At 70.8% G+C, this 11,862-nt stretch carries 10 protein-coding genes and 1 tRNA gene; 8 read left to right on the top strand and 3 right to left on the bottom strand.

Annotation, left to right across the window (positions count from 1 at the left end; genetic code table 11):
* The first annotated feature begins 79 nt into the window (after positions 1–79).
* Positions 80–1,162: a 2-aminoethylphosphonate ABC transporter substrate-binding protein gene (locus tag ACIQ5Y_RS18835; protein WP_403881174.1), complete on the top strand. Its 1,083-nt coding sequence runs from the start codon at positions 80–82 to the stop codon at positions 1,160–1,162.
* 148 nt (positions 1,163–1,310) lie between these two features.
* Positions 1,311–2,849, top strand: a complete 1,539-nt coding sequence (locus ACIQ5Y_RS18830; protein WP_403881171.1) for an alkaline phosphatase family protein — start codon at positions 1,311–1,313, stop codon at positions 2,847–2,849.
* A 66-nt stretch (positions 2,850–2,915) separates the two neighbouring features.
* On the opposite strand, the gene ACIQ5Y_RS18825 is transcribed toward ACIQ5Y_RS18830, so the two are convergent.
* On the bottom strand, positions 2,916–3,695 hold the full coding sequence (locus tag ACIQ5Y_RS18825) for an HAD-IIA family hydrolase (protein WP_403881168.1): 780 nt from the start codon (positions 3,693–3,695) through the stop codon (positions 2,916–2,918).
* Positions 3,696–3,889: 194 nt separating this feature from the next.
* Positions 3,890–5,395: a recombinase family protein gene (locus tag ACIQ5Y_RS18820; protein ID WP_403881165.1), complete on the bottom strand. Its 1,506-nt coding sequence runs from the start codon at positions 5,393–5,395 to the stop codon at positions 3,890–3,892.
* Positions 5,396–5,472: 77 nt separating this feature from the next.
* On the opposite strand from ACIQ5Y_RS18820, the gene ACIQ5Y_RS18815 reads away from it, so the two are divergent.
* The 3 genes from ACIQ5Y_RS18815 (at position 5,473) to ACIQ5Y_RS18805 (ending at position 7,010) form a co-directional block, all read left to right on the top strand.
* A complete protein-coding gene (locus ACIQ5Y_RS18815) occupies positions 5,473–5,637 on the top strand; it encodes a hypothetical protein (RefSeq protein ID WP_403881162.1) in 165 nt (54 codons plus the stop codon).
* A 78-nt stretch (positions 5,638–5,715) separates the two neighbouring features.
* Positions 5,716–6,351, top strand: a complete 636-nt coding sequence (locus ACIQ5Y_RS18810; protein WP_403881159.1) for a hypothetical protein — start codon at positions 5,716–5,718, stop codon at positions 6,349–6,351.
* Complete coding sequence (locus tag ACIQ5Y_RS18805) at positions 6,348–7,010, top strand: class F sortase (protein ID WP_403881156.1); 663 nt, start codon at positions 6,348–6,350, stop codon at positions 7,008–7,010. The genes ACIQ5Y_RS18810 and ACIQ5Y_RS18805 overlap by 4 nt, the downstream gene beginning before the upstream one ends.
* 68 nt (positions 7,011–7,078) lie before the next feature.
* Here ACIQ5Y_RS18805 and ACIQ5Y_RS18800 read toward each other — a convergent pair.
* Positions 7,079–7,152 (bottom strand) — tRNA-Lys (locus tag ACIQ5Y_RS18800).
* A 262-nt stretch (positions 7,153–7,414) separates the two neighbouring features.
* Here ACIQ5Y_RS18800 and ACIQ5Y_RS18795 point away from each other — a divergent pair.
* The 3 genes from ACIQ5Y_RS18795 (at position 7,415) to ACIQ5Y_RS18785 (ending at position 11,843) form a co-directional block, all read left to right on the top strand.
* Complete coding sequence (locus ACIQ5Y_RS18795; RefSeq protein WP_403881153.1) at positions 7,415–8,728, top strand: peptidoglycan-binding protein; 1,314 nt, start codon at positions 7,415–7,417, stop codon at positions 8,726–8,728.
* Positions 8,729–8,739: 11 nt separating this feature from the next.
* Entirely contained in the window at positions 8,740–10,992 is a 2,253-nt protein-coding gene (locus tag ACIQ5Y_RS18790; RefSeq protein WP_403881150.1) for an SPFH domain-containing protein, read from the top strand.
* 239 nt (positions 10,993–11,231) lie between these two features.
* Positions 11,232–11,843 carry a lytic polysaccharide monooxygenase gene (locus ACIQ5Y_RS18785; protein ID WP_403881147.1) on the top strand — a complete coding sequence of 204 codons (612 nt, stop codon included), beginning with the start codon at positions 11,232–11,234 and terminating at the stop codon, positions 11,841–11,843.
* The last annotated feature ends 19 nt before the right edge of the window (positions 11,844–11,862 follow it).

Genomic DNA, 11,862 nt, shown 5'->3' with positions numbered 1-11,862 from the left:
CCCCACCACCCTGCTCGCCACCCCCCGCTCAGTCCCCTGCTGATTCCCCGCTGACTCCCTTTCCCCGTGAGGAAGTTCCATGCCCAGCAAGCTCCTGCTCCGTACCGCCTCCGCCGTCACCGCCGGCCTCGCCCTCGCCGTCTCCCTCACCGCCTGCGGCGGCGCCTCCACCACCGCCGACTCCGGCAAGGGCGGCGGCGAGAAGGTCGTCACCGTCTACAGCGCCGACGGCCTCAAGAGCGAGAAGGGCGACGGCTGGTACGACAAGGTCTTCGCCGACTTCACCAAGAAGACCGGCATCGAGGTCAAGCTCGTCGAGGGCGGCTCCGGCGAGCTCGTGGCGCGCGCCGCCCGCGAGAAGACCAACACCCAGGCCGACGTCATCGTCACCCTGCCGCCCTTCATCCAGCAGGCCGACGGCAAGGGCCTGCTGCAGTCCTACAAGCCCCAGGGCTCCGACAAGGTCAACGGCGGGGACAAGGCCGCCGACGGCAAGTGGACCTCGGTCGTCAACAACTACTTCGGGTTCATCTACAACAAGAAGGAGCTGCCCCAGGCCCCCAAGACCTGGGAGGAGCTGCTCGACGCCAAGTACAAGGGCAAGCTCCAGTACTCCACCCCCGGTGTCGCGGGCGACGGCACCGCCGTGCTCATCAAGGCGATGCACGACTTCGGCGGCAAGGAGCCGGCGAACGAGTACCTGAAGAAGCTCCAGGCCAACAACGTCGGCCCGTCCTCCTCCACCAGCAAGCTCGCGCCGAAGACAGACAAGGGCGAGCTGCTCGTCGCCAACGGCGACGTCCAGATGAACTACGCGCAGTCCAGGTCCATGCCGAACCTGGGCATCTGGTTCCCCGCGAAGGACGGCGGCAAGCCGACCACCTTCGCCCTGCCCTACGCGGCCGGCCTGGTCGACAAGGCCCCGCACACCGAGAACGGCAAGAAGCTCCTCGACTTCCTCCTCAGCGAGGACGCCCAGAAGCTGGTCAGCGAGGTCGGCGGCGGCTTCCCCGCGCGCACCGACGTCAAGCCGACCGACGCGAACGCCATCGAACTCACCAAGATCATGACGGGCGTCGAGGTCTTCGAGCCGGACTGGGCCGACATCGACAAGAACCTCTCCGCCTACGTCGACGCGTGGAAGTCGGCGACCGGAAGCTAACCGGTCACTTCCCGGTCACCCACGACCGGGAGAGTGACGCTTGCATAACGGGTCTGGACCGAAGCCGCACCCTTCGGTCCGGGCCCGTACGCACGTCCCCCGCAAGGTCCCGCACCTTCCGCCGCTCACTTGCTCCCAGGAGGAGTACGTGTCCACTGTCCTGCCCGGACGCACCCGCACCCGCAGCCTCGCCGTGGCCGCCACCGCCACGGCCCTGCTCGCCACCGCCCTCGGCGTGCACACCGTCAACGCCACCACCGCCGGCGCGGCCGGCAGCACCGACAAGGTCCTCGTCATCGGCATCGACGGCACGGTCCTCGACCGAGTCAAGGCCGCCAACGCCCCGAACCTGAAGGGCCTGATGGCCCAGGGCATGACCGCCAAGAGCACCCTGTACGCGAACCCGATGGCCGCCACCTCCTCGGGCCCCGGCTGGTCCACCATCGCCACCGGCGTATGGCCCGACAAGCACGGAGTGAAGGACAACTCCTTCACCGGCAAGAACTACACGGCCTACCCGGACTTCCTGACCCGCATCGAGAACGCCAAGCCGGCGCTCAACACGTACGCGGCCGCCGACTGGGAGCCCATCACCTCCACCGACCAGAACGGCCCGATCTTCTCCGCCAAGGTCGACAAGCGCCTGAACCTCAAGGGCGACCGCGACGGTTACGGCAGCGAGGACCCGAAGATCGCCGCGGCCGCCGCCGCCGAACTGCAGGGCCAGAACCCGGACGCCGCCTTCGTCTACTTCGGCGAGATCGACCACGCCGGACACGCCTACGGCGCCGCCAGCCAGCAGTACCTCGACACCATCGCCCGCGTCGACACGCTGATCGGCCAGGTCCTCACCGCCGTCCAGAACCGCCCCACCTACGGCCAGGAGAACTGGAAGATCCTGGTCACCACCGACCACGGCCACACCGACGCCGGCGGCCACGGCGGCTCCTCCATCCAGGAGCGCGGCACCTTCGTCATCGCCAAGGGCGCGGGCATCCCGGCCGGTTCGGTCCGCGACGACGTCAGGCTCGTGGACGTGGCGGCGACCGCGCTCCAGCAGGTCGGCGTCCCCACCACCGGGCTGGACGGCGTCCCGCTGGACTCCCCGGACGACGACCCCTTCGACACCCTGCGCCCCAACCTCCAGGCGCGCGTGGACGAGACGGGCATCCCGGCGGGCACCAAGGGCTTCACGCACACTCCGCCGGCGGGCTGGGCCGTCGACAACTCCAAGATGGGCACGGGCGGTGTCACCGAGTGGGCCGGCTGGGCCTTCGCGACCGACGAGTTCTGGAGCCAGGCCCAGCGCGACCAGTGGCGCGAGCTGAACGTCCGCTCCCGTGACGTCTTCGCGGTCGCCGACTCCGACGAGTGGGACGACAAGAGCCACACCGGAAGCTACGACTCCACCCTGATCACCCCCAAGTGGGCGGTCACCGGCGGCACCACGCGCAACCTGACCTTCCAGACGCACTACCGCCACGAGGCCGGGCAGACCGCCCAGGTCCTCGTCTCGTACAACGGCGGTACGCCGACGGTCGTCAAGAGCTACACCGCCGACGCCGTCGCCAAGTCGGAGTCGATCGCGCTCCAGATCCCGGCGGGCGCCACCGACGTCCAGGTCCGCTTCCGCTACGCGGGCAGCAACAACTGGTACTGGACCGTCGACAACGTCCGCCTGGGCTAGCCGACCTGCCTGTCCGGGCCGTGGACGCCATCGTCGTCCACGGCCCGGACTGCGGGGACCGCGTGGTCAGATCAGATCGACCAGGTTCGCGATGGAGTCCTTCACGTGCGTCGGGCGGTACGGGAACTTGTCGATGTCCTCCGGGGCGGTCAGCCCGGTGAGGACGAGGAACGTCTCCATCCCTGCTTCCAGTCCGGCGAGGATGTCGGTGTCCATCCGGTCGCCGATCATGGCGCTGGTCTCGGAGTGGGCGCCGATGGCGTTGAGGCCCGTGCGCATCATCAGCGGGTTCGGTTTCCCCACGAAATAGGGCTCCTTACCCGTCGCCTTCGTGATGAGGGCGGCAACCGCGCCGGTAGCCGGGAGTACGCCCTCGGCAGAGGGGCCCGTCTCGTCTGGATTCGTTGCGATGAACCGTGCGCCATTGTTGATCAAGCGCACTGCCTTCGTCATGGCCTCGAACGAGTAGGTTCGAGTCTCGCCCAAAATTACAAAATCGGGCTCGGTATCCGTCAGGATGTACCCCACCTCGTGGAGCGCGGTGGTCAGGCCGGCTTCGCCGATAACGTAGGCGGAACCGCCCGGATGCTGCTTGTCGAGGAACTTGGCGGTCGCGAGCGCCGAAGTCCAGATGTTCTCGGCGGGCACGTCCAGGCCGATTCGGCTGAGTCGTGCGTTCAGGTCTCGCGCCGTGTGCATGGAGTTGTTCGTCAGAACCAGGAACGGGCGGCCGGAGTCGCGCAGCTTTTTGATGAATGCGTCTGCTCCCGGCACGGGAATGCCTTCGTGCATCAGCACCCCATCCATGTCGGTGAGCCACGATTCGATGGGCTTGCGCTCTGCCATGTTGCCGGTCTCCTGTACGCGTGGGTGGCTGGGGGCGCGCCGGGACGACGCTGTGCCGACACCCCCAGCCTATCGATCCCGGTGGCTCTTGATTCGTGCTGCGAGCCTCATGGGATGCACACGCCAGTACCGCGAATCGCCCTTCCGGGATCCGGTGGCGACGAGTGCATCACCGAGGTGCTGTCCTGTTTCGGCTACTTCCAGATGATCTCGATCAGGTCGGGGCGGAAGACTCCCCGTTGGGCGCCACCTTTGCCGACGGGCTTGACCACCACGGCCTCGATGCTCTTCTGGATCTCCGCCCGCTTCATGTCGATGGTGTAATTGCCCCATTCCCGGACGATCCGAGCCGCCGCACTCCCTGTCCGTACGGGCGCAACCGAGAGGCCGGAGACGTTCTCCTTTGTCTCCCGCTCCTTCTCCTCCAGCCGCCGCATCTCCCGCGCGAACTCGGCGAGGGAGAACAGGTCATCGGCCCGAAGGCGACGGGCTTCGGCCTTGTCGGCGTCGATCTGCTTCAAGGTCGCTTTGGCCTCGGCCGGCTCGAGGTCCTCTTCTGCGGCGGAACGAACGGCCCTGGCCTGGTCCTTCAGGTTTCCGAGGAGGGCTTCCTCCACGTACTCCTCGACCGCCGGTCCACTTCTCGACAGGCTGCCGCAGCCGCCGTCTGCCTTGCGGCAGTAGTAGTAATACCCGTACTTCTCGTAGCTGGTGGTCCCACGGGCGTACATCCCGGAAGCAAGGCCGGCGCCGCACTTCCCGCAACGCGCGATACCCGTCAACAGGCGCTTGGTGACGGTGCTTCCGACCTTCCGGCCCTTGCCGGTGTTCTTGCGGGCGTCGAGCACGTCCACCAGCTCGCGCCACTCGTCAGGCGTGAAGATCGTTTCCCATTGGCCCTTGACGGGGGTCCCGTCGGTTCGTTCGATGAGCCACTCGACGGGATCGACTCGGCCTGACCGCTCGCGAACCTCCTGGGGAATGTAGGCGCGATAACCGCACAACCTGGGGTTGCGGAGCACATACTTGACGCTCGTGTACCCGATCGTCTTGCCCGGGGGAGTCTGGGGGCCTCGAATCCCGAGTTCCGTCCACTCCCGATGAACGGTGGCGACCTTCTTCCCGTTGATGATGTCCCTGCGCGCAATCACGAGAAGTTCGGCTTCCCGTTCGTCGAGGCTTTCGGAGTCCATCCAGCCGAACGCCCGCTGTCCCTTGTGGGGCCTTCCATCGATTGCCTCGGCCCGTTTTTGCCGGGCAACTCGGCGCGCGGCATCTGCCGAGAACTTGTTGGCGATGGTTACGTGGATTCGGGCTTGGAAGCGCCCGTCGGCGGTCGTGAGGTCGTAGTCTCCCGCCGTGGTGGCGAAGACCATCGGGCGACGGGCCTGCTCGTAGATGTCGATGAGGCGTTCCAGGTCGCGAGGCTGCCGCGCAATGCGGTCGATGTTGTACGCCAGGATTCCGCTGATCAGGCCTCGCTCAAGGTCGATGACCATCGCCTCGAAATCGTTGCGCTTCACGCGGCGCTTGTAGGCGGAGGTGTCATTGTCCTCATACATGCGGTGCACGTTGCATCGCATCAGCTTGGCCAGGTCGTACACGTCTTCGCGCTGACGCATCAGGCCCTCATTGCCGTCGCGCCCATCACCTAGCCGGCCGACGTCCGAGACTCGGGTGTACCCGCCGACTGTGAGCATGTCTCCCCCGCCAGTACCGGTTTTGCGGTCATCTCGAACCATACGTTTCGTGCGTGCGGAGTGAGGTGCGAACGTACATGTTTGAACACGAGGCGGGTGCCCGTTTTCATCACCGGCGAGGTCCCGCTCTGATCGACAAGCCGATCGGCAAGAAGCCGTACTTCGAGGCCGACCCCGACCCGACCCGGTCGGCCCAGCGCGTTCGGCCATGGGGGCGAACCGTGTTTGAGGCGTACGGCTGACAGGGCTGACACGTACGGCGCCGCTCCGGATGCGGAGCGGCGCGCCGCGCGTGAATCTCCTTGACGAGGAGGTTCACCATGCGCAGTGTTCTGATCGCTCTCCGTGCCGCCGGGGTGGCCGTCACCCTGACGGCGCTCTCCACGGTGGCCGCGCCCACCGCCCTGGCGGGCGAGGAGGACCGCGGCGACCGCGGCGACCGGGGTGGCAGCATCTCGGTCGAGCCGAACCCGGCCCACCCCGGAGCGCAGGTCAAGCTGCGCGTCCACGGCTGCGAGGGCACCCGGGGATCCGCGAAGTCCTCCGTCTTCGTGGACGACATCGACCTGTACGGCCGCGACGGCGGCCGCAGCCCGCTCTACGGGAGCGGCCTGATCGCCTCGCACGCCTCGCCCGGCTGGCACGCCGTCCGGGTGATCTGCGACGGCCACGACAAGGTCACCGGCTCCATCGAGATCGCCCACCACCGCCCGAGCCACCACGCCTCGCCGGTCTGGCCGGTCCACGCCGGCGGCGGCGGAATGGCGGCCGAGGTCGCCAAGCAGCAGCCGCAGAAGGCCGGCGACACCGAGCTGGCCGCAGCCGCCAAGAAGGAGCACGGGGGCGGTGGCCCGGGCCTGCCGCACACCGTGATCGGCGCGGTCCTCGCCGCGGTGGCCACCCTGGCGGTGGCCGGCCGGGCGCTGACCCTGCGCCGCCGACGCAGCGGCGAATGAGCGCGGAGGCCAAGGGTTCCCCCGGCGGGCGGCTGCTGACCTTCGCCGCCTGGTCGGTGCTGGTGCTCGGGCTGTGGCTGTGGGGCCGCCAGATCACCGGTGTCCCGGCCCCGCTCGCCGGCCAGGCCGGAGGGGCCGTCGGCCCGGGACTGCCGGCCGCGCGCGCCCCGCTCGCGGGAGCCCTGCCGCAGCGGGTCGACGTGCCCTCCATAGGCATCCAGGCCCCGGTGATCCCCCGGGACCTGGACAAGGACGGCGCGATCGAGCCGCCCCCGTACGACAGCCCGGGCACGGTGGGCTGGTGGGGGAAGGGCGTACAGCCGGGCGCGGCGGGAACCGCGCTGATGGTGGGGCACGTGGACACCCGCGCCAAACCCGCGGTGTTCTACGGCCTGAGCTCGGCGCAGCCGGGCGACAAGGTGCGGGTGGTGCGGGCGGACGGTTCGGTCGCCGAGTTCACCATCGAGGACGTACGGGTCTACGAGCGCGCGGGCTTCGACCCGCACAAGGCGTACGGGCAGCGCGTCGCGGGCCGGGCCGAGCTGCGGCTGGTGACCTGCGGGGGTTCGTACGACAAGGAGGCCAAGGAATACACGGCGAACGTGGTGGTCTCCGCCTACCTCACGGGCGCGGGGGTCCGCCCGGGCACGGCGGCGTAGTCGTTCGCACGCAACGGAAAACGAAGAAGCCCCTCGCAGTTCTCACTGCGAGGGGCTTCCTCCGTCTGTGCGCCGCCAGGGACTCGAACCCCGGACCCGCTGATTAAGAGTCAGCTGCTCTAACCAACTGAGCTAGCGGCGCTTGCTGACAGGGAAAACTCTACCCCACCTCCGAGGGTGCTCGTGACCAGCCACGCCCGCCTTGTCCGATTAACCCATGTTTGGGGGGTTTATCGTGCACGATATGTCTGGCCGTGCCGCATCTGATGCCCCGCCAGACGCGGTCCGGCCGACCAGTGGACGAGCAGGGGAGTGGACGGAACCGCATGACGATGCAGCCTCCGATGCATGAGCCGACGCCGGCGCCGGTGCCGACGCCGGTGCCGGCGCCCGAGCAGACGCCGATGTCGATGCCCGCTTTCGAGGAGTACGAGCCCGCCGGCGACTGCCCCTGCCGGGGATGCGCGGACCGTCGCCGAGCGCTGGCCCGCGCCCGGGCCATACCGCTGCGTGACGGGGGACATCCCGCGGCGCGCGGCGCCCGGCGCGCGCTGGTCCTGGCCACCGCGGCGGGAGTCGTCCTGGGCGCAGGCGCCTCGACCGCGGTCGCGGTGACCACACCGGCCCCGGGACCGGCGGCGCACGACGACCCGGGCACCCCCCAGGGCGGCAGGTCCCCGCTGCACGGCCCGAAGGGCGGCCCGGCCGGGAAGCCGGGAGCCCCGGGAGCGCCGGCGGCCCAGAAGCGGCTGGACCGGGCGACGATCGTCAACCGGGCGAAGCTGTGGCTGGACGCGAAGGTCCCGTACAGCATGTCCGACTACTGGACGGACGGATACCGGCAGGACTGCTCGGGCTTCGTCTCCATGGTCTGGAACCTGGGCTCGAACGAGTGGACCGGCAGCCTGGACAAATTCGCCACCCGCATCACGAAGGACGAGCTGCTGCCGGGGGACATGCTGCTCTTCCACAACCCGGCGGACCCGAACAAGGGCTCGCACGTCACCCTCTTCGGCGGGTGGGTGGACGAGACCCGCACGCACTACATCGCCTACGAGCAGACCCGCCCGACGACGCGGAAGCTGGCGACGCCGTACGGGTACTGGAACAACGCGACGAAGTACATCCCGTACCGCTACAACGGGGTCGTCGGCGGGGTCGACACCCCGGGCGCGCCGCCGGAAGGCTCCGCGGCGTTCCCGGGCACCGCGAAGTTCGGGCCCGGGCAGAGCAACGAGTACGTCGCACGACTCGGCCGGATGCTGATCGACCGGGGCGGCTCCCGCTTCTACCCGCAGGGCGCGAGCAGGACGTGGTCCGACTCCGACCGGCTGGCCACGCAGGCCTTCCAGCGCGCCCAGGGCTGGACGGGCGCGGAGGCGGACGGGATCCCGGGCGCGCACACCTGGCGGCTGCTGGTCGACCGCCAGGGCAAGGACATCCCGCCGACCACGGGCGGCGCGTCGGGTCCGGGCGGCGTACGGGCCTACCCCGGGGCGTCGGTGTTCCGCCCGGGCTCCTCCCACGAGGCCATCACCGCGCTGGGCCGCCAACTGGTGAAGAAGGGCTTCGGCAAGTACTACCGGACCGGACCGGGCCCCCGCTGGACCGAGGCCGACCGCCGTGCCGTCGAGGCGTTCCAGCGCGCGCAGGGCTGGCGCGGCGCGGCGGCCGACGGCTATCCGGGCCCGGAAACCTGGCGCCGGCTGTTCGCATGACGGAGGCAAACATGTACCCCACCCGCACCACCACAACCACGGGCACCCTCCGACTCCCCACCCTTCCGGCCAAGCCGGACCCCCACCAGTCCGGCGCCGCCACCCCGCCGACCGCTGCCCCGGAGCCGCACCAGCTCCCGGCCCGGTCCGCCGCGCCGGCGTCGTCCGCCGGGCCGGAGGCGGGTCGAGCTTCGGCATGGGCCGCCCCGCAGGTGGCGCCCGCCGCCGGGCCGTGGGCCCACCCGGCCGGGGCCGCCGCCCCTGCGGCGTCCGCCGAGCCGGACGCGTACCGGTCCCCGGCCCGGGCCGCTGTCCCGGCGGCCGCAGTGCCCTCCGAGCCGGAGCCGTACCAGGCCCCGGCCTGGGCCGCTGTCCCGGCGGCCGCAGTGCCCTCCGAGCCGGAGCCGTACCGGTCCCCGGCCTGGGCCGCTGTCCCGGCGGCCGCAGTGCCCTCCGAGCCGGAGCCGTACCGGTCCCCGGCCTGGGCCGCTGTCCCGGCGGCCGTGGTGGCCGCCGAGCGGGAGGCCCACCAGGCCCCGGCCGACGGGGCGGCGGTGCACGCGCACGCGGGGTCCGGGGCGGAGCCCCGGTTTCGGGAAGGGGCGGGTGGGGGAGCAGCGCCGCAGGCCCCCACCCCCCTCGTAGCCGCCCCCCGAGAGGCCGCGGCCCCCGCCGCCCCCCTGCTCGCGGCAGCGACATCGCTCACCATGGCCGCCGACCCGGAGGCGTACCCGGCCCCGGCGCGACCCGCCGGGCCTCAGGCCGTACCCGTACCCGTACCCGTACCCGTCCTCTCCCCGCCCCGCGAGGGGCCGGACCCGGTTGCCGGGGACGCCGACAGGTCCGGGGCGGAGCCCCGGTCATGGGAAGGGGCGGGTGGGGTGGCAGCGCCGCAGACCCCCACCACCCCGCACGTGGCCGCCCCCCGAGAGGCCACGGACCCCGAGCCCCCCACCACGGAGCACACGCACGCGCACGCGCACACGCACGAACTCGCCCCCCACCCCACCCTCCGCCTGCGGAGCCACCCCGACCCCGAGCCCGAGATCCCGCACCCCCACGAACCCTCCGGCATCCCCGGCCCCGGCGTGGCCGAGATCGTCGCCCAGGCAGTGGCACGCGGACTGCGCACCGAGCCCGAGCGGGGGAAGGCCGGGGACGAGGACGACACCCAGGACATCCCCCGACTCCGCCCGGCAGGCCACGGCACGGCCGTCACCGAGGTCCCGGTGCACCTCCCGTTCCGCGGAGAGCCGCAGCCGCAGCCGCAGCCCACCCGGCCCATCGCCCCCGCCCCCGAGCCCACGCCCGCCCCCACTCCACACCGGCGGACGCACCCCAAGCCCACCCCCGGTCGCCGAGTCCCCCGCGGGGACGACCGCCTCCGGGAGCACCGCGGCCCGGTGCTGCCCGGCTGGGTCGGCGTGGTCGTCGGAGGGCTCGCCCTCTCCGGCTGCACGGCCGTGCTCTGGCGGGCCGGGATCCTCCCCGCCCCCCTGGTGGCCGCCTTCGGCGGGACCCCCCGCGCCTATCAGGGGCTGCGCGCCCAGCACTGGCCCCCGCTCGCCTTCCTCGGCATCGTCGCCCTCCTCGCCCTCGGCGGCCTCGGCCGGGCCCGTACCGGCCACGCCTGGGTGCTCACCCTCTTCGGCCGCTACCGCGGCACGGTCCGGCGCACCGGCCTGACCTGGATCAGCCCGCTCCTCCTGCGCCGCCGGGTCGACGTACGCCTGCGTCACTGGCGCAGCGACCCCATGCCCGCCGTGGACTCCGGCGGCCTCGCCCTCCAAGTGGTCGTCCAGGTGGTCTGGCAGGTCAAGGACACGGCCCGGGCCACCCTGGCCGTCGAGGACCACGTGGACTACCTGGCCGAGCAGGTCGAATCGGCCATGGCGCGCGTCCTGTCCCAGCTGCCCGCCGACGCCTTCCACGAGGACGCTCCGACCCTGCGCGACGCCGAGGCCGTCGGTGACGCGCTGACCCGGATGCTGGCGGCCGAGACCGAGGCCGTCGGGATCGAGGTGTACTCGGCGCAGCCCACCCGGATCGAGTACGCCCCCGAGGTCGCGGAGGCGATGCGCCGCCGCCGGGTGGCCGCCATCGACGCCAAGCACCGGGACACCGTGCTGACCTCGGTGGTGGACGCCGTGGACGACACCGTCCACCGGCTGACCTCCCGAGGGCTGGTCGAGCTGGACGACTACGAACGCAAGGCGCTGGTGAAGGACCTGACGGTCGCCTTCTACACGGGCCGGGCGGAGTAGCGCGGACCGGCGCGGAGCAGCGCTCTCACACGACGAGAACGGGTGGCCGGAACCGACCGGACCACCCGTTCTCCCATTGGTCTGGACATGGCCAACTCCCGTCAATAACCTGAGACTTGGTCTAGACCTGAAAGTCCTGAAAGCCGGAAGATCCACAAGCCCGAACCGCAGAACCCAGAGCCCCACGCGTGCGCACGCTCTCCCCGAACCTCCCCCCACGTTCAAGGAGCATCAGCATCATGCGTTCCTTCCGCATGCCCGGACGGGCGACGGCCGCCGCCGCGCTCGGTCTCGGCCTCGTCGCCGGAGTCACCCTGCTCGGCGCCCCCACCGCCAGCAGCCACGGCTACACCGACACCCCCATCAGCCGCCAGAAGCTCTGCGCCAACAAGACCGTCTCCAACTGCGGGGCCATCCAGTGGGAGCCGCAGAGTGTGGAGGGCTACAAGGGCTTCCCGGCGGCCGGCCCCGCCGACGGCAGGATATGTTCCGGCGGTCTCTCGCAGTTCGCGGAACTCGACGACCCGCGCGGTGGCGCCTGGCCCACCACGTCCGTGACCAGTGGCCAGAGCTACGGCTTCCGGTGGCAGTTCACCGCCAACCACTCCACCACCGACTTCAAGTACTACATCACCAAGAACGGCTGGACCGGCACCAAGGCCCTCACCCGCGCCGACCTCGAACCCCAGCCCTTCCTCACCGTCGCCTACAACGGCGCCCGGCCCGCCATGACCACCGTCCACCAGGGCAACATGCCCAGCGGCAAGACGGGCCGCCACCTGATCCTGGCCGTCTGGACCGTCAACGACACCCCGATGGCGTTCTACGCCTGCTCCGACGTTCAGTTCTGACGCTTCGTCAGCTACCCTC

Source organism: Streptomyces sp. NPDC096339 (genome assembly GCF_044762985.1).
Taxonomy (GTDB): Bacteria; Actinomycetota; Actinomycetes; order Streptomycetales; family Streptomycetaceae; genus Streptomyces.
This window is presented reverse-complemented; position numbering and strand designations above follow the sequence as displayed.

Excerpts from the sequence above, each read along its gene's own strand:
- ACIQ5Y_RS18820 (WP_403881165.1), bottom strand. The coding sequence starts at position 5,395 with ATGCTCACAGTCGGCGGGTACACCCGAGTCTCGGACGTCGGCCGGCTA.
- ACIQ5Y_RS18825 (WP_403881168.1), bottom strand. The coding sequence starts at position 3,695 with ATGGCAGAGCGCAAGCCCATCGAATCGTGGCTCACCGACATGGATGGG.
- ACIQ5Y_RS18790 (WP_403881150.1), top strand. The coding sequence starts at position 8,740 with ATGTACCCCACCCGCACCACCACAACCACGGGCACCCTCCGACTCCCC.
- ACIQ5Y_RS18795 (WP_403881153.1), top strand. The coding sequence starts at position 7,415 with ATGTCGATGCCCGCTTTCGAGGAGTACGAGCCCGCCGGCGACTGCCCC.
- ACIQ5Y_RS18785 (WP_403881147.1), top strand. The coding sequence starts at position 11,232 with ATGCGTTCCTTCCGCATGCCCGGACGGGCGACGGCCGCCGCCGCGCTC.
- ACIQ5Y_RS18810 (WP_403881159.1), top strand. The coding sequence starts at position 5,716 with ATGCGCAGTGTTCTGATCGCTCTCCGTGCCGCCGGGGTGGCCGTCACC.
- ACIQ5Y_RS18835 (WP_403881174.1), top strand. The coding sequence starts at position 80 with ATGCCCAGCAAGCTCCTGCTCCGTACCGCCTCCGCCGTCACCGCCGGC.
- ACIQ5Y_RS18805 (WP_403881156.1), top strand. The coding sequence starts at position 6,348 with ATGAGCGCGGAGGCCAAGGGTTCCCCCGGCGGGCGGCTGCTGACCTTC.
- ACIQ5Y_RS18815 (WP_403881162.1), top strand. The coding sequence starts at position 5,473 with ATGTTTGAACACGAGGCGGGTGCCCGTTTTCATCACCGGCGAGGTCCC.